The organism is Acidithiobacillus ferriphilus, from assembly GCF_028215975.1.
In the GTDB taxonomy this organism is placed as follows: domain Bacteria; phylum Pseudomonadota; class Gammaproteobacteria; order Acidithiobacillales; family Acidithiobacillaceae; genus Acidithiobacillus; species Acidithiobacillus ferriphilus.
The window spans coordinates 2,534,428-2,556,696 of record NZ_CP116458.1 but is presented as its reverse complement, the minus strand read 5'-3'; the positions used below and the strand labels follow the sequence as shown (position 1 = coordinate 2,556,696).

The window sequence follows — 22,269 nt, the reverse complement described above, 5'->3', positions numbered from 1 at the left end:
AGGCTGGGAATGGAGTCCAGCAAGGCCTGCGCATAATTCAGTAATAGTCCGCGATTCATATTTCTGCTCACTTTTTAGATGAATCAGAGAGTTCCATTTGATTCCCAATCTCCACCGACCTGGCGGCGACTTCCCATTTTTGCTTGTCCAGCCTCTTTCAGCGGGATATGGCGGTGCCAATATCGAGCGCATCAAACCAGCTCAAAAAACGTTGTACGTTTTCTCCGACATAGATAGCGCCGTGTTGAGGGCAGAGAAAGTCTATATCCAGCTGGTTAACACGACTGATCCAATCTTTCTTGGCCTCTTTGGAGGGCATCCAACGTTGATGGAAGAATTTGGCGTGCTGGATATGATCATCGAAGGCCTTACTGGAATCTGAATCACGCAGTTCTACCCAAGCACTGTGCCCCGACGGCAGCAATGCCGCTCCCACATCGCCAGAGAAGAAAACCTTAGCTTCAGGGTCATAGACGTGGAAGTTGGCCGAGGAGTGCAGGTAGTGAGCGGGGATGAATTCCAGCTTGCGCCCGCCGATGACGAGTTCCCCCCCCTCATCGGGAATACCCACAAAATTCGCGTCCAGTGCTCCATAGTGACGGATGAAACCTTCCCAGAGCTTTGGCATGTGCCACTGGATATTGCTGTTACAGGCGTTCCATAAGGGTAGGCTGGAGGCAATGTCCGGATCTTGATGGGAAACGAAGGCGGCCTGGAGGGTGGAAGGCTGCACCACCTCCACCATGGCGGCAAAGACTTGGGGAAAAATTTCGAAGCCGCCGGGATCCAGCAGAATGCTCTGCTCATTGGATTCCATAACATAGACATTAGAGTCGATAACTCGGTCTTCATTTTGGTCGTAAATGATCCACCAGCGGTGGTTGCCCGCTTCAAATACCGATGTTGCTTTCATGCAGAATTTCCTCCAGTTTGTTATGATATTTCCAGATGGCATCCCGCACCGTGGCCACTGCCATTCCCATGTCCCGGGATACCCGCATCAATGGTGCGCCAGTGCCTTCGGAGAGCGCGGCCTCGATGCGGCCAATAATGACCACATATTCTTGCTCCGCAATGCCTTCCTGTAGCTTCTCCACGTTTTTAATCAGTTGGCGTAGAACGGTAAGCGCTGCTGCCTCTTCCGCGAGGATGACCCGCTCCCAGGTTTTTTCGGTGCGAACGAATGTGGGGCAGATTATGTCGTAGTGATACATTTCCTGCATTTTCCGATGGAAAAGATCGGCATAACTACGGTGCTGCAGAATACGCATGTGGGCCTGGATGAGAGGAGCGATGGATTCCTGCAGATGGGATGCCGCTTCCTTGAGGTTGGCCGCACGCTCGCGAAATGCCTGGGCCACCACGCCATACCCCGCTAGCGCGTTGCCATGACGCTTGACTAGCACCATGGCATTCAAAGCACGTCGATCGATCTCGCGTAGTGAATGTTCGATGGTGCGGCGAGTATGGTAGGAAGCGTCCACGATCATCATGATGCGTTGAATATTCATTGGACAGATCCTTCAGCGGCGAGCGATGCGGCTGCGCCCAGCGCCCCGGCATCCAGAATGAGGACGACTCCGCCCTTGCCGGAGATGGTGGCGCCCTGGTACCAGTTCTGGTCGGCAAGGAAGTCGATGGGTTTTACCACTGAATCTTCGTTGCCGAGTACCTCGGAGACAATAAAGAGACCGCGCTCGGTCAGTACCCCCTCAACGCTCTCGGAATCCATGCGCATGGGTTTATTCTGTAGAATGGCCCCCAGGTCTACCAGCGGTACGATCTGAGTGTCATCAACCCGGTAAGTAACCCGACCAGCCAGCCGATGGATGCGATGCGCCTCCATGTCGGTCAAACTGTCGATGGCTGATATTGGCAGGGCGTAGATATCCCGCCGCAAGCGCAGGTAGAGGACCGGCAACACGGCCAAGGTAAGGGGAAATTCCATGGCGATGCTGGTACCCTGGCCGAGGTGGGTCTGGAGATCCAGGCGACCGCGTAACTTACGAGCCGTCTCCTTGACCACGTCCATACCGACGCCCCGACCCGATAGATCTGTGGCCTGGTCCTTGGTGGAAAAGCCGGGTCTGAAGATGAGTTCCAAGGCCTCTTGTTCCGAGAGACGGACGGCCTGCTCGGCGGTGATGACCCCTTTGTCGATGGCCTTTTGGGTGACAAACTGTCGATCAATGCCTTTGCCGTCGTCGGAGACTTCAATGCGCACCTTGTCGCCGAGATGGATGGCGGCGACACGCAAATTGGCGGTGCGCGCCTTGCCGGCGGTGGCACGCTCCTCGGGACCTTCGATGCCGTGGTCCAAGCTGTTGCGCACTAGATGCGTCATGGGGCCGGCGAGAGCATCAACGACGGCCTTGTCGATCTCCACATCCTCGCCCACAATCTCCAACTTGACTTCCTTGCCCAATTGTCGCGAGACATCGCGCACTACCCGGGGCAACTGCTGGAAAAGGCGTTTGCACGGTTGCATGCGCAAGCGCATGACGGTGTTTTGGATATCGTTGACAGTGAGGTCCATTTCTCGGGCAATACGGGCCATATCCTCATTCTCTTCGCTGAGGCCACCCACAGCTGAGGCGAGGCGATTGCGCAGAAGTACGAGCTCTCCCACTTGGTTCATGACTGCATCCAAGCGCATGGCATCAACGCGCAGAGTGGTTTCAGCCACTTCAGGTGGACTGTCCTGCTGGGCTGCTGCTTTGCTCATTGTTGGTACTGGCTTTATCTGGTCTTGGACTGTTAGGGGAGCAACTGTGATTTCTTCAGTAACAGGGAGATTTAGAGAGGTTGCTGGCCAATCTCCAGGTTTTTGGCCGGGACCGTATAGCTGATCGAGATACTGTTCGAACTCATCCTCCGTAATGATATCTTCTCCATTACCAACAGGACACGTGGAATCCACGCTCTGCTGTTGGAGATAAATACCCTCCGAACCGTCCTCACGGGAGCGATGTTCTATGTATAGGGTATTGGATACGTTGAGTGAAGGATGTTCCGCGGGTGTAGATGTTGCCGCCACATCTGGAATTTTCGACTGCTTCGAAGCTCCCACTAAAGATTGCCCACTGGCCATCTCCTGAATTATCTTTCCCAAACTCTCCGGACCGATGGTTGGATAATCGCCTGCCTGCAACGCACCTAACATGCCCTGTATTACATCAATCCCCTTTAGGATGACATCCACCATCTCGGGCGTAATGCGCAGGCTTTTGTTGCGCACTTTGTCTAGTAAATCTTCCAAATGATGGCACCAATCAACCATCGCCGTAGCTTCCAGGAAACCCGCCCCGCCCTTCAGGGTATGAAAGGCGCGGAACAAGGATGCGATGGCATTGGCGTCATCGGGGTTTTTCTCCAACGTCAGCGCCTCGCTCTGTGCCTTCTGAAGCAATTCCGTCGCTTCTGGTAGAAAGTCCTGTAGAATTTCCATATCCATGGTCATATTCCCAGCTCGGCCAAAAGAGCATCTACATCATCCTGTTCAACATGTTTCCCATGAATCGCCGCATCCAAAGCCGGTGCGTCAGTGTGCACAAAGGGTGGTTTTTCCGGTGTGGAAGCAATATCAACTGTTTCCATGCGGGGCACTCCCATAGCGTCTTGCAAGCTTGTCAACGCCTGGCTGATACGGTCATCCACCGCATGCAAAAGACGCAGTGCCTTTTTGAGGCGCTGTCCAGCCAAATCCTGTCCTTGCTGAGAGTTTAGAATGGTGGCCATGGCCGCCTTGATTTCCAGGACGTCCTTGTCGATAAAGCCTTGCCGAACACTCTCAATCCGTCGAATAGCGGCTTGGGCCGATTCAAGTGCCTCTAAAGTATTCATCGTCTGGGTTTCGGACAACGCCAAGGCTTCTTCAATCGGGTTGCAGGCATCTGGCAGATCATCACCTGCACCAGCGATACGTCTCAGCCCCTCATTCAGGAGTAGGTCAGCCTCTGCCAGCAGGCGCAATCCATTTGACTGCGTCGGCATGCCCACGAATGAGTTGGCCGTTAACAGCGGTTGCATCCTATCGGTATCCGACTTGCAATCAGTGGCGATAGCCGGTCTTCTTTTACGTCGCGTCATCGCACGGCCTCCAGACGTTTGAAAATGGCTTCTAGTTTTTCCTTGAGCACGTCGGCGGTGAAAGGCTTGACAATATATCCGTTGACCCCCGCCTGGGCAGCTTCAATGATGTTTTCCTTCTTGTTCTCTGCCGTTACCATCAACACTGGCAGGTGGTGCAAGAGGGGATCGGAACGAATGGCGCGTAACAGATCGATACCCTGCATGTTGGGCATATTCCAGTCGGTTATGACGAAGCCGAATTCACCTTTGCGTAACGCGACCAACGCGTCTACCCCATCCTCCGCTTCGTCCATGTTTTCAATGCCCAGTTCTCGAAGCTGTCCTTTCACAACTCGGCGCATGGTCGCAAAGTCATCGACAACTAAGTATTTGAGGGTGGTGTTGATGCTCACTGATTTCCTCCGATAGCATTTAATTGATTATGGCGTTCGGTGTGTCTGTCGGCTCCTGTTCCGCCGTGCGCGTCATTTCTCTCATGATAATGCGCGTATTCCCTTGCACGACGATGGTAACTCGTCGATTTCCTGCAAGCGCTTGCTGCATGGTTTTCTGGGTATAGGGAACGGCAGGATGATATTTGCCGCGACCTACAGCACTCAGGAGAGATGGATTCACACCATCATGCAAAAATCTGTTCAATACCGAGAGCGCCCGGTCTGATGAGAGGTACCAGTTCGACGGATACTTTGCGGAACGTATCGGTTGATTATTCGTATAACCGATCACGAAAATACGATAGTGGAGGGGCTTTAGTACTAACCCCACGGCATCGACGATTTGGAGCGCCTCGGGCTGAAGTTGGGCGCTGCCGTTAGCAAAGAGGACGCTGGCATTGATTCTTATTCTGGTCCCCGTTGGGGTGTGAGCAATGCTGACCTCATGGGTATTGATCAGTGGTTGTAGCACTTTTTCCAGTTTGTCTCGCATCCGCATCATGGCGAGCTCCTGTTTACGAATGGCCTGGGCGACTGCGGGTGGGACGGCAATCAGCGGCACTGGAGAAGGTAGATGATGAAAGGGCGCGTTAGCTTTGGGTGGGGCCGTTTCCGTCACGGGTCGTTTTCCACCAAAAGCAACTTGCATGGATTGCTCGAAACCTTCAACCTTGGCCTTGTTTACTTGAGAGATGGCAAACATCACGATGAAGAAGGCCAGCAACAAGGTCATGAAGTCAGCATAGGAAATCAACCATCGATCCGCTCCAGCCGCATTCTCGGACCGCTTACGCCGCTGTTCATCCAATGCTTCCAAGTCGTCTGCTTTTTTGGTGCTCATGCCGCGTTGCCCATGTCGGCGAGGGGGGCGGACTTCTCGGTATCGTGGGGTGGTGGAGTTGGGGTTTTTGGCAAATAGTAGCTTTCCAGCACCTCTCGTAATTCCATGGTATTGGTACCCCGCAGAATACCCGCGAGTCCGTCTAAAAAGACATTGCGAGCCACCAGTTGTTCCGAGATCACTCCGCGCAGACGATTGGCTGTTGGAATGCAAATTACGTTGGCCAGGACCAGTCCGTAAATGGTAGACACAAAAGCGGCGGCAATCCCCGTGCCCAGCGTAGAGGGATCATTAAGGTGGTGCATCACTTCGATGAGCCCTGTTACCGCGCCCATGATGCCAAAAGTAGGCGCATATCCCCCAGCCGCTTCATAAAGGCTGGCCGCCATCATATCTACCTCGGTTTGCGTATGTAGGCGCAGACGCAGGGTTTTGAGAATAACAACAGATTCGATACCATCCACGGCCATCTGCAGGCCTTTTCGCATGAAAGGATCCTCAACCCCCTCGATCAACGCATCCATAGAAAGCAGGCCGCCGCTCTTCGCCTTTTTGGCCCAATCGATGATCTCATCAATAAACTCAGCGGGATCATAATGAGGGGGATAAAATCCCCATTTGATTATCAGTAGCGCCCGTTTCGCGATGGGCCATGGATGCTGCACCATGGATGCGCTGACAGCCCCGCCTACGACAATGATAAGCGCGGCCAGATTGAGAAAGGCAATTGGACTGGTGCCATCCACCATGGCAGCACCTAACAGTGCCGCGAAGCCGCCGGCGAGTCCAAACGGGAACAGTAAATCCAGGCGATTCTTCGCCGTGGGTTTTTTGTAGCCCCGCCCATCTAGTGTGCTTTTGATTTCTTCGTTGGCCATGGAGGCGACTTCCTATTGCATAAGCAGCTTGGTGATATAAAGATCGGTCACGGTAGCCTGGGAATCTGTCTGACGCAGTACCTGGAGCACTGCCTGACGCACAGATTTTTTTAGTGCGGCGCGGACCGGTGGCTTTGTAATTGCCTCATTCATATCGGGAAGCCGCAGCAAGGCGGAGAGCACGCTGGCACGTAACATCGCTTTGTGCGTAACCGCCCAGGTAGCGGGGAGCGCCACAGGAGAGGAGATCACTGCGGACATGTTGATTGCCAGATAATGCGGCGTGCCATGCGGGCCCTGCACCGACAGCACAAAGGATTTGAAATTTAGTTGCCGAATATATGGTTTTGGTGTGGCGGTGACCGTTGGCCGATGCAATATCCACCATGCTCCACCACCTCCGAGTGCCAACAACAAGAGGATGGAACCACCGATCAAGATTTTTTTGTTCATTAGGAGATCTCCAAGACACTTTTCAACGGCCTTGCACCAGGCACTTCGGAAAAAGCGACCACAGCCATCGTCAATCCCGCCGAATGTAGCCAGGTGGACAGTGCCTGGCGCAATGGGTCACGTACCACGAGCAGCGGTTTTAACGATTGTGCCTGCATTGTTTCGATGCCTTGCCGTAGTGCTTGCATGAGGTGCATCAGGATAGAAGGCTCTAGAGCAGGCATTCCATTTGGGCCGGCTGATTCCACCGCATTCAGTAAAAGTTGTTCCATGGACTGCCCAAGTATGGCGGTCTGAATGGGGTCGTCGGGTGCCAGCACGCTCAGTATCTGACGACCGAGGCGTGAGCGAATAATCTCCACGGTTTGCACCATGCTGGCACCTTCTTGTCCGTTTTCTGCCAGGGTTTCAAGGATGGTCGGCATATCACGGATAGAAACCCCCTCAACGATCAGTTCCCGCAAGACCTTGCTCAAGGCGGGTACGGAGATGACGCGCGGGACAACCGACTCCAGTAACTTTCCGTTGCGTGCTGCGACGATATCAAGCAGCTCCTGGGTTTGTCGCAAACCAAAAAGTTCGCCGATATAACGGGTTAGGCATTCGTTGGTATGTGTGGTGATTACCGTGGCCGGATCAATGACCGTGTAGCCGAGCAGTTCTGCATCATCACTGCGCTCCGCAGCAATCCAATATGCGGAAGCTCCAAATACCGGATCGGTCGTATGGATACCTTCCAAGGGGGGCAGTGGAGTTTTCCCTGATATGGCTAGTAGAGAGCCTACGCGTACATCGCCGGTGGCGACCCGAACGCCATGCACTTGAATGCGATAGCCGCCGGGATGCAAAGTCAGATCATCATGAACATGAATACTGGGAAGTAAAAAGCCTAGATTTTCGCTGGTCCGCCGCCGCAGTAGATTAAGTCGTTTCTGCAGGTCTCCACCCTCGGCAATGAGCGGAATGATCTGATAACCAATGGCTATGGAGAGCGGTTCCACCGGACGCAAGATATTGGAATCCACAACATCTGTCGGAGGCTCTTGGGGCGGAGCGGCCATCGCCCGTGTCGCCATTGTGGCTGTGGCCCGGTGCTGCAGCACCTGCCACAAAATACCCGTCAATACAGCGTAAAACAAAAAAGCAACGTGGGGCATGCCGGGGATGATGCCTGTTATACCTAAAGTAACGGCGGTGATAAGCAACCCCTTGCGGTTGCCTCCGAGCACTTGCCCACTAACCAAGTGACCCACCTCACCTTCAGTGCCACTACGACTGACGAGGATGCCAGCCGCCATGGAAATGACCAAAGAAGGAATTTGTGCGACCAATCCATCTCCAATCGAAAGCAGGGTGTATGTTTTCGCAGCGTCAGCGAGTGACAAATTGTGCTGGAATACGCCAATGATCAGGCCACCAACAAGATTGATGATAATAATGAGTATGGCGGCGATGGCATCGCCGCGCACGAACTTGGAAGCACCGTCCATAGAACCGTAAAAATCCGATTCGGCGCTGACCTCATCACGACGGCGGCGTGCTTCGATTTGCGTGATCATGCCCGCGTTTAGGTCTGCATCTATAGCCATTTGCTTGCCAGGCATGGCATCTAGGGAAAACCGAGCGCCGACCTCAGCGATGCGGGAAGATCCTTTGGTAACGACGACAAAGTTGATAATGATCAGGATGGCGAAGACGACAATGCCCACGACATAATCTCCACCCACGACGAAGCGACCAAAACTTTCAATCACGATCCCGGCGGACTGAGTACCGTGAAACCCATGCAGCAAAATAACCCGTGCCGCGGCGACGTTAAGCGCCAAGCGAAGAAGTGTGGCAAGCAACAACACGGTCGGAAACGCTGAAAAATCGAGTGGTTTTTTGACGTGCAACGCAGCAAACAGGATAAGCAGAGAAAACGTGATATTAAAGGTGAACAACACGTCGAGCAGAATGGGTGGTAGGGGAACCACAATCATTGTGAGGATCATGATAAGTACCAGTGGCCCGAGCAGCGACTGATAATTCGCCCACAGTTCAGCAGGAGCTGGGATGGCGCCGGACGAGGCTTTGATGGTTTGTGGATCAGCCATGTTGGGTTGCCTCCTCAAATTCTTTGCCGATCTCGGCGGAAAGTTCAAGCGATCCCCAGTCGCGCGGTGCTGCCCCACAACCTGCTTTGGCGCGATTCAATTGTTCCACGTAGGCGAGGACAACGGCTACGGCTTCATACAGACCTTCTGGTATGGATGCACCAATCTCACCGAATCGATACAGACCACGGGCCAGCGGTGGGGCTGTAAGGATGGGGACTTGATGAGCGCGTGCCCGTTCCTTGATGCGTTCGGCTATCATGTCCGCACCTTTAGCCACCACCTGAGGCACGGCCATGGATTCCTGAAATTGCAGCGCAACGGCGTAATGGTCGGGATTCACGATCACCACCGTAGCCGTTTCGACGGCCTTCATCATACGCATTCTTGCCATTTTGCGGCGCAGTGCCCGTATACGCGATTTAACAATGGGGTTGCCCTCGGATTCCTTATACTCGTCCTTGATCTCTTCCTTGGACATTTTCATCTTGGCGGCAAACATTCGGCGCTGAAGGATGCCGTCCACCCCTCCTGGGATGAGCAGCAGCAAGGCAAAAATCATAAAATCTCCCCCCAGTGCCTTCAAACCATGAGGGATTGCGGCATGGGGTGGCTCTGTCAGCAGCGCGAACCATTCTTCCCTCTGGTCCCAGAGCATCAGACTCATAGCCGTACCTAACACCATGGTTTTCATGATATCGCCCAGCAGGAGCGTGGCGCCCTGTTTAGAGAATGGTTTCATGATCCCCTGCATCCAGGACAATCGACCAATGTCGAAGAATTTTTGCGGAGAAAAGGTCCATCCGCCGATGACAATTGTTCCGCCGACCGCCATCAGCAAGGCTACCGTGCCAGCGATCAGAAAAACGCTGATGACTGTTCGCAAGTCGTTAAAGATATTCCGAAAGAGGTCCTGAGGATTCAGCAGTGCGTGTGTCCCAACCGGTGGTGACAGGGAGATCACCAGATTATTGTAGAGATCGGCACCCGTCACTGGGGCAATTTTCAATAAAAGCCCGGCAACCCCGATAACCACGGAGGCCGAAGTAAAATCCTGGGAACGGGCAACATCCCCTTTTTCGCGGGCATCATCCAATCGTTTTTGCGACGCCTGCTCAGTGCGGTCTTCTTTTTCTGCCATCGTTCAGACCATCCGCACAGTAAGAGAGAAGATGTGTTCCACGAGTCGCGGTAGCCAAGGAATGAGTCCATAAAGTCCAGCCATACCCACAAGAATCAAGATCGGGAAACCGATGGCGAAAAGATTGATCTGTGGCGCGACGCGGGCAATCACCGCCATCCCAAGATTGGCGACAAGTACCATCATGATGACCGGTAGGGCGATGAGAATGCCGTCGGTAAATATCACCTGCCCATAGTTGGCTAGATGCAACCAGCTCCAGTTTGGCCAAAAAAAACCTATTGGAAACACCTGAAAGCTCATGGCCACGACATGAAGCATTCCGAGGACGGCGCCATCGGCAATAAGGAGGAGCAAGACGCCAAAAGAGAATAGCTCGCTAAGGGTGTTGCTTTGTTCTCCATATTGCTGGGATACCGTAGTAGCAAACCCAAGTCCCATGCTCAAAGCGATCCATCCAGCGGCTAGCTCGATGACTCCCAGCATGGCTCGGAAAAGGAGACCAAGACTAACGCCAATGACCATTTGCACCGTCAGGACGATCACGGCAACAGCCATGCCCGGCCATGTAATGGCGGTTGGCAGCGTGGGGATAATGGCCCAGGTGACTGCAACGCCAAAACCAAGTCTCCAGAAGGTCGGCAACCAGCTAGAAGAAAAGAACGGAGCCACCGATATAAAAGCCAAAATACGGGTGAGCGGCCATACGGTGGTTTCAACCCATCCGTCGACTTGTGCCTGTGTAAACGTAATCAGTGTTGCAGCCATAACGGCACCGCTTGAGCAAGTTGTTCATACCATTGCGTAAATGCGGATACAAAGATCCACCAGCCAAAAATAAAAATAATCCCCGTGACGATTATTTTTGGAACAAAAGAGAGCGACACATCATTCCAATGCAGCCAGGCTTGTAGAATGGTGACCAACAACCCGACAACGACCGTGGCTAAACCAACCGGGAGAAAGGCGATCATTGCATACCAAAGATCCTGGCGGAGTAGTTTGGTGATCATGTCAGTAGTCACTGTTAGGTAACTCTCGGTCGCGTACAGAGATTGTCGTTGAGACGCTGTTCCTGCTGCCGTTGAGTGGTTGCTTCCCCTTGCTGCTGTTGTGTGGAGAGATGCATGATCTGTCGCTGCAAACGTTGGGCAGCGACGGCCGTGGTGGCGGTGACCGCCTGCGTTTCCTGAAGGTGCAGGATGGTGGAATGCTGAAGATCCAGTGCCGTGCGCATGGCTTTATGGAAGTGCTGGGCACCGAGAAGCAGGTGAGTTGGGCATCCTGAATCCTGATCAAGCCATTCTCGGGTGCGCACTTCCAGCTTGGCTGCATGTTGTAAGAACAAGACTTCATGTGCCGTGGCTTGTTGCAGTCGGCGCTGTTGCTCAGCGGCCTGTTGTGCCGTAATTTGCACTTTTCTCGTGGCCACGGCCTGCAAGAGTTTTAGTGTTTTTGGTTGCATCAGTTTGTGCTTCCGATAGCCATTTGCAGGTCGCGGAGGCTGTCTGTGAACCCGCTAGATTCCGTCGGCGATTGCTGCAAGAACTGACGCAATGCTGGAAATTGCAATACAGCCTGATCTAGCAATGGGTCGGACCCTGCGGCATAGGCGCCGATGGCAATCAGATCCGAGCGCTCTCTATAACGGCCCCATAAATCTAAAAATTGCTGAATCGCTTGTCGGTGTTCCGGTGTTGTTACCAACGCCATTACTCGACTCGCGGACAACGCCGGTTCAATGGCCGGGAAAACCCCGTTGGCAGCGAGATCCCGAGTGAGAACGATATGTCCATCAAGGATGGCTCGAGCGGTATCCGCTACCGGGTCCTGCAGATCATCTCCTTCCATCAGCACCGAATAGAAAGCAGTGATCGCCCCGACTTCTCCCGTTCCGGCACGTTCGGTCAATAAGGATAAGGAAGAGAATACCGAAGGCGGGTAGCCTTTGGTGGCGGGTAACTCCCCCGCCGCCAACCCTACTTCGCGGGCGGCCATGGCATAGCGTGTGAGGGAGTCCATGATCAGTACGACCTTCTGGCCCTGATCGCGAAAATGTTCGGCAATGGCGGTGGCATACTCGGCACCACGCATGCGCAGCACCGGTGGTGCATCTGCTGTAGCCACAACGACCACCGCATGCCGTAGACCATCCCCGAGAATATCTTCCACAAATTCCCGGACCTCGCGACCGCGTTCACCGATCAGCGCGATGACAGCGACATCGGCTGCGGCATGTCGTGCCATCATTCCGAGGAGGACGCTTTTACCCACACCACTGCCGGCGAACAGGCCGACCCGTTGCCCTTCTCCTATCGTCAGCAGGCCATTGATAGCACGAACTCCGACATCTAGAGGCTCCCGGATGCGTTGGCGACGCATGGGGTGTGGCGCCGGGCTTTTCAGCGGGCGACGCTCTGGCGCAAGCAGGGGACGTCCGTCCAGCGGTCGACCCATGGCGTCGACGACACGCCCAAGCAGGGCCGAGCCGACCGGTACCGAAGTGTTCTGCTCCATCAGGGTAACCAGCGCACCGGGGAAAATACCGCGTAGGCCGCCAAAGGGCATGATGGTGGCGCGGTCTCCGGAAAATCCGATGACCTCACCCAAACGCCATCCCTCCGGCGTTTCCAGCCGGGTATATTGGCCAATCATGGCGGATACGCCTACGGCTTCGAGGGCCGTGCCATTGACGCGTAGCACATGACCAGAAATGGGCGGTGGCCCCCAGTCGCCAAGGGTGGAGGTGAGATCTCGCAAATGTATTTCGGCTTGGGCTAGCATCCGCATCAGTCGGCCCCCGTGAGCTTGGAAAGGGCTTCCCCCCAACGAGTTTCGATCCGGGCATCCCATTCCGGCATGGTGAATTTTTCGGCACCAGTCGTCTGTCCGGATGTTTCCGGCGGTCGGGCCTGCACGCGCACCCCACCCCGTTCCATGAGTGGATCAGGAGTAATTGTCCAAGCCCCAGGGGCTGAGTCCTGCAGGCTTTCAATATCGTCTGGATGCAAGACCAAGTGGGGCGTCAGAGTGGGCAATGGTAGTGTCTTGAGCAAATTCTGCAATTGTTGCTGGAGTGCGCCCGCCGTGGTTTCTCGCGCTTCCTTGCGAATTACAAAACGAGCCACATCCAATGCGATAGAAAGTGTCATCCTCTCTACGAATTCTCTCGTTTCTTCTTCCCAGTTGGCCAACTCTGCGGCGAGGGTTCGGAGAAAAACTACCTCTGTCGCCGCAGCAGCTAAACCTTCAGTATTTCCGGCGATCCGGCCCTCCTGTTTTCCAGCGATCCAGCCTTCATCTTTCCCAGCGGTGAAACCTTCGCCATACCCTACTGTCCAGCCATCCCTTTGTGCGGCGGCGAACACTTGTGCTTGGATCTCTTCCGCCGTTGGCACAGATAATGCCTTCTCCTCTAGTCGGGGCTCCTGACCTGAAGCGTCCAGACTGGAAAAAAGAAAGGGGGTAATGTGTGTTGCGTTCATAAAGGGTATATATGCAATAAATATACCGCCATACTTATTTTCTTTGGCATATATATTATTCAAGCACATGCGGGGAATCTGGCCGAATGGGAACGCGCGACTTCGGTAGTGCAGGCGGCGCGCTTGGTCTTGATTCGGGAAAATCCTATGCCCGATGCTCAGGTAACTGCGCTGGCACCAACGACGCATGGTTGGCTGACCGCCTGCCGAAGTCCGCTGCAGGCACGAATGACGGACCGTAGCGCCTGGACGGCAACTGTGGCGGTGTCTTGTGCTACGCCGCGTTGGACCATTTATGTGCCATTCACTTTCACACTATGGCGACCTGTTGTCCTGGCCGCGGACTTTTTGCGCGCAGGTGTCGTAATAAAACATCAGGACTTGACCGTTCGGCGCGAGTTGATCTCGGCGGAGACGGGCCCGGTCTGTTTTTCTGAGGAGGCCGTAGTTGGGAAAGTTTTAAATGCTAATGTAAATATTGGAGCGAAGATTGACCCACAAAACCTAGTGGCGCCAGAAATCATTCATCAGGGGCAGCAGGTAACTCTGGAAGCCCGCTTTGGGAATGTGCGCATACGCGCCGAGGGCGTTGCCCTGAATGATGGGCGTGTCGGTTCCGCGCTTTTGGTACGCAACACAGAAAGTGGCAAAGTGGTCACTGGAATCGTTCAACCGGATGGAAAGATATTGCTTACATCCGGTAAATCATAAGGGGATGGCTTGATGAAGAAAAAATATGTTGCCCACCTGGCTGGGGTAATGGAAAATCTGAGAGCCATGAACGTGCTACTTGATGCCGAGAGGTTGGCCGTCTCGAATGGCGATTATGACCGACTGGTGCAGGTTGCGGATGAAAAAACGCGACTTATGGAGTCTTTTCAGATTGATGGCGCAATAGCGTCGGAGGTTAGAGAGTTGTTGCAGGAAGTCTTACAGAAATCGACAGATAATGGTATGATGGTCGAAAGCGCGTTGCGTTTTTGGCGAAAGGCACACCAACAGTTGATGCACCAGTATATAGGCGGTGAGGTTGATTCTTCGCCGTTCGCGGCGGGAGGACAGCAATGAACAATCCATTGGGTGGTGTAAGCAGTGCCAGCGGTGGTTCTTTGGGTTCCCTAGAGACCAAAAACGTGGTATCACGTACGCCGATATCGTTGCCGGCGACATCAAAAAAAGCCGTCCAACCAGTGATGGGTGAGGCTGTTCCACAACCGGTTTCTTCTGATCTTGCGCATCTTGCGCGTCTTGAAGGTCTGCGTGGACAGGTCCAATCTGGAAACTACGCGGTAGATGCAAAGGCCACTGCAACGCGTTGGTTGGCAATCTCATCGGCAATGGTAGCTCATAAAGTGAAGTGATGTCTGCGGGGCGGCTAGACTGATTCGGCATCAAGACCCTGCGCCAATAAAAAAGCGCGACATTTGGTGATTCCTTGAGTAACCCACTTTAGAGCAGTATTCTTGCTCTTGAATCCCATCACATGCGCAACATCTTCCAAGGTGAGTTCTTCCAAGACGTATAGGGAAAGAGCGGTACGCTCTTCCTCCGATAAGGCAGCGATAGCCTCCGTTAAAAATGTTTTAGCCTCGTCGCGCTCTGCGCGGTGATGTGGCTGCGCAGTGTCGTCCATGAGTTCCGAATGCGCAGGAAGCACATCCTCCAAATATAGGGGGGCGGCGCGTCCGATTTCACTCCAATGCTGATGGAGTTCATGGACTGACCATCCCATAGCTTCGGCCAACTCCTGGTCATTAGGATAGCGCTGTAGGCGTTGAATGCAGTGGGCCGCTCCGATCTCCAGCGATTTATTTTTTTTTCGCAGTCGACGTGGTGCCCAATCTTCTTCCCGCAGCAGGTCTAACATGGCGCCGCGAATGCGCACAGCAAGCAGTTTGACAAATTCTTGCGGCGCAGCGAATCGTTGATGGTGACCTGCGCATGCCCATGCGGCCAGCATGCCTGCCTGCACGAGGTCATCGTATGCGTTACGCGAGGGCAGACCGTCCTGAATCCGTTGAGCCAGACGTAGGATCAGCGGATAATATTCACGCAGATAGGCATTGGTGTCCTGCTCGCAGAGTGTTATCGGTGCTGAACCCAATGCGGAATCTCCATATAGAGCCGTGCCATGTAATGGGTATAGAGGGATACGAGCCAAGGACCGCCTATGAACAGGACCAGCACAATAAGGAATGCCTTGGGCACGAATCCGACGCTCATATCCGAGAGTTGCGTGGCCACCTGAACAAAGCCAATGACTATTCCTGCCACCAGTGCGGCACCAAGCAGTGGTAACGCCATCAAAACTCCGGTGTGGGCTGCTTGCGTAACAGCGCTCAACATCCATCCATCATGGATCATTTTGAATCGCCTTTATGGATACTCGGGTGTCATGAAAAACTTCTGACGAGGGTGCCCGTTACTAATAGCCAGCCACCGGACAATACAAAAAGCATCAATTTTAAGGGGATGGAAATGGTCTGCGGAGAGACCATCATCATACCCATGGCCATGAGTACTGCCGCGACCAGCAAATCAATAACCAGAAACGGCAGATATACTAAAAAACCGATCTCGAATCCCGATTCCAATTGTGAAACGGCAAATGCGGGTATCAATACGCGCATGGGAATGGCCGCTGCTGTAGGCAGTGCCTTTTTGATGCCATCCATGCGCAGGAACTCTGCAGTGGCATCCTTGGTGGTGTTTTTCAGCATAAACGTACGTAATGGTGTAGCACCTATACTTATCGCCTGAGTAACGGTAATGGTTCCTGCTTCTAGGGGTTCCAAGGCGCGCTGGTTGATTTGTGACCAAGTTGGTTGCATGACGAAGAACGTCAGGAAAAGCGCCAAGCCAACCAATACAATATTAGGCGGCATCGTGGACAATCCCAAACCCTGCCGAAGCAGGGAGAGGACGATGATAATACGGGTAAACCCAGTCATCATCAGTACAATGGCCGGCACAAACATCAGCATCGTCATCAGAATAACAGTCTGCACTGGCAACGAGTATGTTACCAAAGCACTCGCCTTGCCGGTGGCGGCTGCAAGCAGTGGAACTCCTCCAGCCATGGTTTATGGCTCCCGGGGATTTTTGATTTGTTCGCTTCGGTTGACGATCGATGTCAGGCGCACTCCAAACCGTTCCTGATTGACCAATACGGCCTCGCCGTAGGCAAAAAGTTCGCCATTAATATAAATCGTCAAGGGTTCCCCAGATGCACGATCAAGTTCCACTACAGACCCTTGAGACAATTGCAAAATGCTTTTCACCGGGATCCGCGCACGCCCCAATTCAACGGAAATGCGCATGGGAACATTGAGAAGCATGTCTAAGGAGGGCTTGCCGCCAGGAGGAGCCGGTATTTCCCTATTCTCGGTCTCATCGGTGGTTGCAGAAAAATCTTCCATGGGGAGTGCGTTCACAGAGTTTTCAGCCATATTGTTATTCCTTCTTTATCTGAACCGCTTTCAAGATGTCTTCCTCATCAGGAGACCGATATTGGGTGATGCACAAAGCATATTTTCTATTAGACACTCCATATCGCCCATCCCCAATGGGAATATCCTCGACAAAAAGTGTCGCGATGTCAGGTTTGTCAAAAGGGATAATATCCCCCGCCTGAAGCTTGGAGGCTTCACCAAAAGTAATATTTCTTGCCGCGAGCAGAACGGTGGCCTCAACACAGGTGTCCTGAATATCTTTGTGCAAAGCCGTTTTCCAGGTAACATCCATTTCCGTCTGATCTGCGGCAACGCCCGAGATCAATTGTTCACGAAAAGGCTCGACGGAATGGTATGGAAAGCACACAAAGAACTTGCCACGCCAGCGTTCCATCTCGATTTCAAAGCTACTGGCTACTATGATTTCTGGGCTTGCGGCGATGCCCACAAACTGCGCCTTGACATCGGATCGCGTGACTTTCATCTGCAGCTTGACGATCGGATCCCAAGCGGAGGTGAAATCGGCAATGGCATGGTCTACGATTTGGTTGAAAACGCGTTGTTCAATAACGCTGAAATCACGTCCTTCTAATTTGGGTTCAAGTTTACCATTGCCGCCAAAGAACGCCTCGATGACGGCATAGCATAGGTAGGGATCCAGGATAAACAGCATCGAACCACGCAGTGGGGTCATGTTGACCATTACAAAGTAGGAGGGCAACGCAATTTTCCCGATGAAATCCCCGTACTTAGTCATCTGCGCTGAAGTGGGTATGATGTCGGCGTTGACGCGCATATAATTAAATAGACTGCCGCGAAAGGCGCGCGCAAAGCGATCATTCAGCACTTCCATGGTCGGCATGCGACTACGCGCGACACGATCTTGGTTGAGGATGTCGATAGATACCGCATCGTTTCTACCCGCTTTCTGATCTCCCCGCTTAGATTCGAAACCGGGGACGGATTCCGGTGTTGACCGTGGTGTAGGGACGGAGAGGGTGTTTATGGGTGGAGTGACTCCCAGACCCATCAAGGCATCAACATCATCCTGAGAAACCGCCGTATCATCGGCTGTTTCCGTAGTATCTGCATCATCTTGGTTGACGGTGGCAGATATTGTTTCAGGTGGTGAAGGGTCGGCGCCCTGCAAAGGGTTCTTTTCATCTGTAGACATGCGTTATATCCAGGACTCAAAGCCCTTAACTGTGGATGTTACGGAATCGATGACCAATGATTCCGGGTTTTTTGGCACCCTTGGTAATGGGCGAGAAGGTGATTCCCCAGTGCGCCCATGATTGGGAGCGTGACCCTGTGCGCCAGACCCGAAAGTTCCAAAAGCGTTAGTGCCCATTTCCACGGATGCATTGGACCCAAGTTTAGACAGACTCTGGCTGATATCCGGTAAGGCTTGCTGGAGCAGCGCTTGCGTTTGGGGATTGGACGCCTGTAGCCACACAGAAATCACGCCATTTGCACCATTCGATGCTTGCATAGAAATGGGGCCGAGGTGATGTGGATGCACTTGTATTTGTAGCATGCTGCCCTGTTGCGTTTGCCGAATACGCCCGGCGATGACGTGTTGCCAGCCCGGCTGAGTCAGGTCGATTGGTGCTAGCTGGTTCCACGATTCCTGAATGGCAGATGAGTTGGCGGTGGCTACGGACGGGTTGGCAACTCCTACGAGGGGGGCGCTTCCAGTAGCCAATAGGTTCACCCCACCTGCTGTCGAGGTTGCTGGACTGTTGAACCCGTTTGCTGCCGTGGTTTGAGAGGGTTGAATAGCAGCATTAGGTACTACCACCTGTGGCATAAGTGCGGCAATCTTGTTCGTGATTCCGACAGGTGTTTTGTTCTTATTTTCGGCATCAAGACTTATCTGCATGTTTATTTTGCCATTATTCTTTTTAGTATATGATGATATTACGACACCTTTGGGTGCCTTCTGATGTAATGGAATGCTTTCTCTCAGGCCCGCATCCGCCATGTGGATTGCTGCTTGATGTGAATTGATAACATGGTCATACCGGATATTTTGCGGAAGCAAAGGCCCCATGGATCGCGCCACCGGGGTGACCATCAACGACTGCTGCGCAGATTGCTGAAGCGGCGTCCTGTACCCTTGCGGGTGTAGTTTGTCCACGGCTCCGTGGAGCACGGCAGAATGTCGGCCTGATTCTGAAAGGGCAGTAATGTTGGTTGAAAGTGTGCTTCCTGATGTTGTTTTTGCTATATCATTTTGTGCGTGCGAAAACGTTTGCAATCGTCCCTGAGTGGACCTCGCTGGTGTCATACCTCTCGGGTCTACCATCTGGTTATTCACCGGCATGATGTTCGGTGCCTGTGTCGGAGCGAGCGGTGCATTTGTATTGGATGGTGGTATTGATTGCGCCGCAGTCCCGCTAGTAGTTGTACCAGCGGCGCTTTCTGGGTCTTTTCGGGATGCTGCTGGATGTTGCTGCAAGGCTTTGTGAGCCTGCGTTTTTGCTATTTGCAATTGTGCTGAGAAACTCGTTGGGGCGGCTTGATTTGACACTTTAGTGTTGGCCAAGTGCGATCCTTCTGTCGATGACGCTGGTAAGTCTGTATGAATGATATTACGCATCAGCCGATCACCGTATCTTCGCCGCCACGATTGAGGACGATCTGGCCGGATTGATCGAGCTTCTGAGCGACCGACAATACGGCGCGTTGAGCGCTTTCCACCTCGGATAGGCGGATAGGGCCTTGCGAAGCCATCTCTTCACGAAGCATCTCGACGGCACGCTCAGACATGTTGGCAAATATTTGAGTCTTAAGGATGTCCGAGGCGTTTTTCATTGCTGTGACAAGTACATTTCGATCCACGTCGCGAAGGATCAACTGTAAAGAGCGGCCATCCAGTTCCTTCAAATCCTCGAAAGTAAACATGTTATCTTCAATTTTCTGGGCGAGCACGGCATCTAGTCCACGCACATAGTCCAGAGAGGACTTCATGCGGCTGGGCTCAAGGCGATTCAGCACCTCTGCCGCCGCCTTCGGACCACCACTATCTCCTTGAACAATGGTATTGGTAATTTGTCCAGACAATTGCTGATCCAGAACTTCATTGAGTTCTCGAATCGCGTTGGGGGCCACCGGGACCATCGTCGCGAGCCGAAAAACGATATCCGGGATAATTCGGTCGGGCAGGTTGTGAAGAACGTCACCCGCCTTATCCGCTTCAAGATGGGCCAAAATCGAGGCCACGATCTGAGGGTGTTCAAAGCGAATCATTTCAGCTATCGTTTTGGCATCGGCCCACTTGATGATTTCCAGGCCAGCATACTCACCACCCGTAACAATTCGATCCAAAACTTCTGTGGCCTTGTCTTTTCCGAGGGCCTTGGCCAGCACCTCGCGGAGATAGGAATCACCTTGGCCGCCAACGGAGGTTTGGTGCCGCAACCGATCCACAAAATCCTGCATAACGGTTTCCAGCACCTCCCGACTAATTTTGCGGGGTCTGGACATGGCTGCGGCAAGCCGTTGTACCTCTCGTGGCGCAAGTTTTTGCATGAGCACCGCGGCCTCATCCGGGCCAATGCTCAGCAAAAATGTCGCCGCATAGTCGATCCCTTTGCTTAAATGGCTACGTCCTGGCGGTATGTCGGCCATCAACCTTCTCCTTCGCCCAAGTCACCAATCCACTCGCGCACCACTTGCAGCGCCCTGGTACTATCGTTGCGGATTAAGGCTTTTATGGTCTCCATGTTTTCTGCCAGTCGTCCTTCTCCAACGCCCGAAAAGTCCAGGACCGCACCATCATCATTCAGCACCTGTGGCGTAGTGCCAGCCCCATGTCGCTGGTCCTCAGATACAGGGCCTTGCGCTACTGCGGCATGAGATACAGTTTCCGGCCCCCGGCGTTTGGATAGCCCTTGCATCAGTTCCCGGATGGGTTTTCTCAGCAAGAGAAGGGCCACCAACGCAAAGAGGAACCATTCTATGGCATGCCAGATTCTCCATGGAGAGAGTTGTTGCCACCAGGCACGGTGGGTTGTCGGCGCCGCACGGAACGGCATGGCCTCCACATCGACCGTGCCATTTTGCGCCGATGCATGGATGGAATTGTCCACCATTTTCTGCATGGATTGCAGGTCCCGGGCAGTGAATATTTGCATACTGGAGATGCTGCTTACCGTTTTTTTCGTAGCGATCGCGCCTTTTATAGAGAGCGTGGATGCCGTTGGCGCAACCACCGATGTGGCCGTCGCGGTGGACGGTAGAACGGTTCCATTGACCAGTACGGAGACCGACAGGTCTCGTAATCGCCATGGTGCATCCTTCTTAAAAGCAACCGTTTTATCGAGGACATAACGAAAATGCTGGTCGTTTTTTTGCGAGGCGGGGATCATCGCCTTGATTTCGCTCAAGGTTAGCGCTGTAGGAGCGCTGCTGATCGGGGCAGTCAGCGGTGCCAGCGGTGCCCCTGGTGGTTGATTGGACAGGGCACCGGGAATACCAAACGAACCGCCATCCAGATCCCCTTTCCTGTGTGTCGACAACAGGGCTGCCGTCACCACATGCCCCACTCCGTAAGTTACCGCGCTGCGCTGTCCCTTAGCAAGGTCCAGGCGAGCATCGACGACGACCCGGACATTCCGAGCACCGCCAACGAGGGGAGCCAGAAGGGCCAATATCTGCTTCCGGTAGTGCGCCTCGACGCTGTTCTGCAAATGCAGTATCCGGGAAGCGTTGGCTCCATGCGTCTTCGCGGTCAGCGCGTGACCGTTTTGATCAACCACCGTTACATCCGCGCTGGATAGTCCGGGGATGCTGGACGCTACCAGATGCGCAATACCAAAGACTTGTTGGTTGCTCAGCGTTACGCCTGGCATCAGTCGTAGCGTGACACCAGCCTTAGCCTTAGGCATCGTTTCAAGGAACGGGGTGTGCTCGGGAAGCGCAAGGTTTACCGATGCCTTTTCAACGCCGTGGATGGACTCGATATCGCGCCCCAAGCTGGCTTCCAGGGCGCGCAGATAGGTTGTGTGTTCTACAAAGCTGGACGTGCCCAGTTTCTCATTTTGTAGATGTTTCCATAAGGCGCTGGATGCCTGTGTCGGCAGCCCTTGCTCAGCCAGAGTCAGGCGTACCTGGGCAGCATCCGCCGCAGGCACTTCAACGGTGGAGCCCCCCTGCTTTAGCCTGAACGGGGTACCTTCTTTTTGGAGAAGCGCGATCACGGCGCCGCCTGTTTGCGGGTTGAGGCCAGAATACACCACGGCATAATCGGTATGATTGACCCAGGCCCAGATACCAAGAAGGGCGGCAAGACCCATGGCTCCGGTGCCTGCTATCACCAGGCGTTTTGATTGGCTGGCTTCTGCCCAGGTGTGCTGTAGGCGATCGCTGATCTCTTGTAGCCTGGATGCCATA

The 22,269-nt window shown here is 53.6% G+C and carries 26 protein-coding genes; 3 read left to right on the top strand and 23 right to left on the bottom strand.

Features of this window, described 5'->3' with window-relative positions; all coding sequences use genetic code 11:
* Window positions 1–157: 157 nt before the first annotated feature.
* The 15 genes from PJU76_RS12890 to PJU76_RS12820 are packed head-to-tail and all read right to left on the bottom strand — an operon-like array spanning window position 158 to window position 13,489.
* A complete protein-coding gene (locus PJU76_RS12890; RefSeq protein WP_271779838.1) occupies window positions 158–913 on the bottom strand; it encodes an oxygen-binding di-iron domain-containing protein in 756 nt (251 codons plus the stop codon).
* Entirely contained in the window at window positions 891–1,511 is a 621-nt protein-coding gene (locus PJU76_RS12885; RefSeq protein WP_271779837.1) for a hypothetical protein, read from the bottom strand. Before PJU76_RS12885 ends, PJU76_RS12890 begins: the two co-directional genes overlap by 23 nt.
* Window positions 1,508–3,454 carry a chemotaxis protein CheA gene (locus PJU76_RS12880; protein ID WP_271779836.1) on the bottom strand — a complete coding sequence of 649 codons (1,947 nt, stop codon included), beginning with the start codon at window positions 3,452–3,454 and terminating at the stop codon, window positions 1,508–1,510. The genes PJU76_RS12885 and PJU76_RS12880 overlap by 4 nt, the downstream gene beginning before the upstream one ends.
* Before the next feature lie 2 nt (window positions 3,455–3,456).
* Window positions 3,457–4,089 carry a protein phosphatase CheZ gene (locus tag PJU76_RS12875; RefSeq protein WP_271779835.1) on the bottom strand — a complete coding sequence of 211 codons (633 nt, stop codon included), beginning with the start codon at window positions 4,087–4,089 and terminating at the stop codon, window positions 3,457–3,459.
* Window positions 4,086–4,484: a chemotaxis response regulator CheY gene (cheY, locus tag PJU76_RS12870; RefSeq protein ID WP_271779834.1), complete on the bottom strand. Its 399-nt coding sequence runs from the start codon at window positions 4,482–4,484 to the stop codon at window positions 4,086–4,088. Before cheY ends, PJU76_RS12875 begins: the two co-directional genes overlap by 4 nt.
* Before the next feature lie 19 nt (window positions 4,485–4,503).
* A complete protein-coding gene (locus tag PJU76_RS12865; RefSeq protein WP_271779833.1) occupies window positions 4,504–5,367 on the bottom strand; it encodes a flagellar motor protein MotB in 864 nt (287 codons plus the stop codon).
* Window positions 5,364–6,245, bottom strand: a complete 882-nt coding sequence (locus PJU76_RS12860) for a flagellar motor protein (protein ID WP_271779832.1) — start codon at window positions 6,243–6,245, stop codon at window positions 5,364–5,366. Before PJU76_RS12860 ends, PJU76_RS12865 begins: the two co-directional genes overlap by 4 nt.
* A gap of 12 nt (window positions 6,246–6,257) precedes the next feature.
* Window positions 6,258–6,698 (bottom strand): flagellar basal body-associated FliL family protein, encoded by a 441-nt coding sequence (locus PJU76_RS12855; RefSeq protein ID WP_215861046.1) that lies wholly within the window; start codon window positions 6,696–6,698, stop codon window positions 6,258–6,260.
* Entirely contained in the window at window positions 6,698–8,794 is a 2,097-nt protein-coding gene (gene flhA, locus PJU76_RS12850) for a flagellar biosynthesis protein FlhA (protein ID WP_271779831.1), read from the bottom strand. Before flhA ends, PJU76_RS12855 begins: the two co-directional genes overlap by 1 nt.
* The gene (locus PJU76_RS12845; RefSeq protein WP_271779830.1) at window positions 8,787–9,935 is read right to left on the bottom strand and encodes an EscU/YscU/HrcU family type III secretion system export apparatus switch protein; all 1,149 of its coding nucleotides are present in this window, start codon (window positions 9,933–9,935) and stop codon (window positions 8,787–8,789) included. Before PJU76_RS12845 ends, flhA begins: the two co-directional genes overlap by 8 nt.
* A 3-nt stretch (window positions 9,936–9,938) precedes the next feature.
* Complete coding sequence (locus PJU76_RS12840) at window positions 9,939–10,703, bottom strand: flagellar biosynthetic protein FliR (RefSeq protein ID WP_271779829.1); 765 nt, start codon at window positions 10,701–10,703, stop codon at window positions 9,939–9,941.
* The gene (locus PJU76_RS12835) at window positions 10,688–10,948 is read right to left on the bottom strand and encodes a flagellar biosynthetic protein FliQ (RefSeq protein ID WP_271779828.1); all 261 of its coding nucleotides are present in this window, start codon (window positions 10,946–10,948) and stop codon (window positions 10,688–10,690) included. The genes PJU76_RS12840 and PJU76_RS12835 overlap by 16 nt, the downstream gene beginning before the upstream one ends.
* Before the next feature lie 14 nt (window positions 10,949–10,962).
* Window positions 10,963–11,400 (bottom strand): hypothetical protein, encoded by a 438-nt coding sequence (locus PJU76_RS12830; RefSeq protein ID WP_271779827.1) that lies wholly within the window; start codon window positions 11,398–11,400, stop codon window positions 10,963–10,965.
* The gene (locus PJU76_RS12825) at window positions 11,400–12,725 is read right to left on the bottom strand and encodes a FliI/YscN family ATPase (RefSeq protein ID WP_271779826.1); all 1,326 of its coding nucleotides are present in this window, start codon (window positions 12,723–12,725) and stop codon (window positions 11,400–11,402) included. Before PJU76_RS12825 ends, PJU76_RS12830 begins: the two co-directional genes overlap by 1 nt.
* A complete protein-coding gene (locus PJU76_RS12820) occupies window positions 12,725–13,489 on the bottom strand; it encodes a FliH/SctL family protein (protein ID WP_271779825.1) in 765 nt (254 codons plus the stop codon). Before PJU76_RS12820 ends, PJU76_RS12825 begins: the two co-directional genes overlap by 1 nt.
* A 78-nt stretch (window positions 13,490–13,567) precedes the next feature.
* On the opposite strand from PJU76_RS12820, the gene flgA reads away from it, so the two are divergent.
* From flgA to PJU76_RS12805, 3 genes are read left to right on the top strand one after another with little or no spacing between them, the layout of a single operon-like run.
* The gene (flgA, locus tag PJU76_RS12815) at window positions 13,568–14,131 is read left to right on the top strand and encodes a flagellar basal body P-ring formation chaperone FlgA (protein WP_271779824.1); all 564 of its coding nucleotides are present in this window, start codon (window positions 13,568–13,570) and stop codon (window positions 14,129–14,131) included.
* Between the two features lie 12 nt (window positions 14,132–14,143).
* Window positions 14,144–14,488, top strand: a complete 345-nt coding sequence (locus PJU76_RS12810; protein ID WP_271779823.1) for a hypothetical protein — start codon at window positions 14,144–14,146, stop codon at window positions 14,486–14,488.
* Window positions 14,485–14,781 (top strand): hypothetical protein, encoded by a 297-nt coding sequence (locus tag PJU76_RS12805; RefSeq protein WP_271779822.1) that lies wholly within the window; start codon window positions 14,485–14,487, stop codon window positions 14,779–14,781. The genes PJU76_RS12810 and PJU76_RS12805 overlap by 4 nt, the downstream gene beginning before the upstream one ends.
* Before the next feature lie 14 nt (window positions 14,782–14,795).
* On the opposite strand, the gene PJU76_RS12800 is transcribed toward PJU76_RS12805, so the two are convergent.
* Genes PJU76_RS12800 through fliF form a run of 8 tightly spaced genes read right to left on the bottom strand, consistent with a single transcriptional unit; the run spans window position 14,796 to window position 22,268 of the window.
* Window positions 14,796–15,524 (bottom strand): sigma-70 family RNA polymerase sigma factor, encoded by a 729-nt coding sequence (locus tag PJU76_RS12800; RefSeq protein WP_271779821.1) that lies wholly within the window; start codon window positions 15,522–15,524, stop codon window positions 14,796–14,798.
* Window positions 15,506–15,766, bottom strand: coding sequence for a flagellar biosynthetic protein FliQ (locus PJU76_RS12795; protein ID WP_226825057.1), 261 nt, complete (start codon window positions 15,764–15,766; stop codon window positions 15,506–15,508). The genes PJU76_RS12800 and PJU76_RS12795 overlap by 19 nt, the downstream gene beginning before the upstream one ends.
* A 47-nt stretch (window positions 15,767–15,813) precedes the next feature.
* Window positions 15,814–16,500: a flagellar type III secretion system pore protein FliP gene (gene fliP, locus PJU76_RS12790; protein WP_271779820.1), complete on the bottom strand. Its 687-nt coding sequence runs from the start codon at window positions 16,498–16,500 to the stop codon at window positions 15,814–15,816.
* Window positions 16,501–16,503: 3 nt separating this feature from the next.
* Entirely contained in the window at window positions 16,504–16,869 is a 366-nt protein-coding gene (gene fliN / locus PJU76_RS12785) for a flagellar motor switch protein FliN (RefSeq protein WP_271779819.1), read from the bottom strand.
* Between the two features lie 4 nt (window positions 16,870–16,873).
* Entirely contained in the window at window positions 16,874–18,046 is a 1,173-nt protein-coding gene (fliM, locus tag PJU76_RS12780) for a flagellar motor switch protein FliM (protein ID WP_271779818.1), read from the bottom strand.
* Between the two features lie 3 nt (window positions 18,047–18,049).
* Window positions 18,050–19,474, bottom strand: a complete 1,425-nt coding sequence (locus PJU76_RS12775) for a flagellar hook-length control protein FliK (RefSeq protein WP_271779817.1) — start codon at window positions 19,472–19,474, stop codon at window positions 18,050–18,052.
* The gene (fliG, locus tag PJU76_RS12770; RefSeq protein ID WP_271779816.1) at window positions 19,474–20,505 is read right to left on the bottom strand and encodes a flagellar motor switch protein FliG; all 1,032 of its coding nucleotides are present in this window, start codon (window positions 20,503–20,505) and stop codon (window positions 19,474–19,476) included. The genes PJU76_RS12775 and fliG overlap by 1 nt, the downstream gene beginning before the upstream one ends.
* The gene (fliF, locus tag PJU76_RS12765; RefSeq protein ID WP_271779815.1) at window positions 20,505–22,268 is read right to left on the bottom strand and encodes a flagellar basal-body MS-ring/collar protein FliF; all 1,764 of its coding nucleotides are present in this window, start codon (window positions 22,266–22,268) and stop codon (window positions 20,505–20,507) included. Before fliF ends, fliG begins: the two co-directional genes overlap by 1 nt.
* Between the last annotated feature and the right edge of the window lies 1 nt (window position 22,269).

Coding starts and splice junctions, on each gene's coding strand:
- PJU76_RS12890 (WP_271779838.1), bottom strand. CDS start 913: ATGAAAGCAACATCGGTATTTGAAGCGGGCAACCACCGCTGGTGGATC.
- PJU76_RS12885 (WP_271779837.1), bottom strand. CDS start 1,511: ATGAATATTCAACGCATCATGATGATCGTGGACGCTTCCTACCATACT.
- PJU76_RS12880 (WP_271779836.1), bottom strand. CDS start 3,454: ATGGATATGGAAATTCTACAGGACTTTCTACCAGAAGCGACGGAATTG.
- PJU76_RS12875 (WP_271779835.1), bottom strand. CDS start 4,089: ATGACGCGACGTAAAAGAAGACCGGCTATCGCCACTGATTGCAAGTCG.
- PJU76_RS12865 (WP_271779833.1), bottom strand. CDS start 5,367: ATGAGCACCAAAAAAGCAGACGACTTGGAAGCATTGGATGAACAGCGG.
- PJU76_RS12860 (WP_271779832.1), bottom strand. CDS start 6,245: ATGGCCAACGAAGAAATCAAAAGCACACTAGATGGGCGGGGCTACAAA.
- PJU76_RS12855 (WP_215861046.1), bottom strand. CDS start 6,698: ATGAACAAAAAAATCTTGATCGGTGGTTCCATCCTCTTGTTGTTGGCA.
- flhA (WP_271779831.1), bottom strand. CDS start 8,794: ATGGCTGATCCACAAACCATCAAAGCCTCGTCCGGCGCCATCCCAGCT.
- PJU76_RS12845 (WP_271779830.1), bottom strand. CDS start 9,935: ATGGCAGAAAAAGAAGACCGCACTGAGCAGGCGTCGCAAAAACGATTG.
- PJU76_RS12840 (WP_271779829.1), bottom strand. CDS start 10,703: ATGGCTGCAACACTGATTACGTTTACACAGGCACAAGTCGACGGATGG.
- PJU76_RS12835 (WP_271779828.1), bottom strand. CDS start 10,948: ATGATCACCAAACTACTCCGCCAGGATCTTTGGTATGCAATGATCGCC.
- PJU76_RS12830 (WP_271779827.1), bottom strand. CDS start 11,400: ATGCAACCAAAAACACTAAAACTCTTGCAGGCCGTGGCCACGAGAAAA.
- PJU76_RS12825 (WP_271779826.1), bottom strand. CDS start 12,725: ATGCGGATGCTAGCCCAAGCCGAAATACATTTGCGAGATCTCACCTCC.
- PJU76_RS12820 (WP_271779825.1), bottom strand. CDS start 13,489: ATGTGCTTGAATAATATATATGCCAAAGAAAATAAGTATGGCGGTATA.
- flgA (WP_271779824.1), top strand. CDS start 13,568: ATGCCCGATGCTCAGGTAACTGCGCTGGCACCAACGACGCATGGTTGG.
- PJU76_RS12810 (WP_271779823.1), top strand. CDS start 14,144: ATGAAGAAAAAATATGTTGCCCACCTGGCTGGGGTAATGGAAAATCTG.
- PJU76_RS12805 (WP_271779822.1), top strand. CDS start 14,485: ATGAACAATCCATTGGGTGGTGTAAGCAGTGCCAGCGGTGGTTCTTTG.
- PJU76_RS12795 (WP_226825057.1), bottom strand. CDS start 15,766: ATGTTGAGCGCTGTTACGCAAGCAGCCCACACCGGAGTTTTGATGGCG.
- fliP (WP_271779820.1), bottom strand. CDS start 16,500: ATGGCTGGAGGAGTTCCACTGCTTGCAGCCGCCACCGGCAAGGCGAGT.
- fliN (WP_271779819.1), bottom strand. CDS start 16,869: ATGGCTGAAAACTCTGTGAACGCACTCCCCATGGAAGATTTTTCTGCA.
- fliM (WP_271779818.1), bottom strand. CDS start 18,046: ATGTCTACAGATGAAAAGAACCCTTTGCAGGGCGCCGACCCTTCACCA.
- PJU76_RS12775 (WP_271779817.1), bottom strand. CDS start 19,474: ATGCGTAATATCATTCATACAGACTTACCAGCGTCATCGACAGAAGGA.
- fliG (WP_271779816.1), bottom strand. CDS start 20,505: ATGGCCGACATACCGCCAGGACGTAGCCATTTAAGCAAAGGGATCGAC.
- fliF (WP_271779815.1), bottom strand. CDS start 22,268: ATGGCATCCAGGCTACAAGAGATCAGCGATCGCCTACAGCACACCTGG.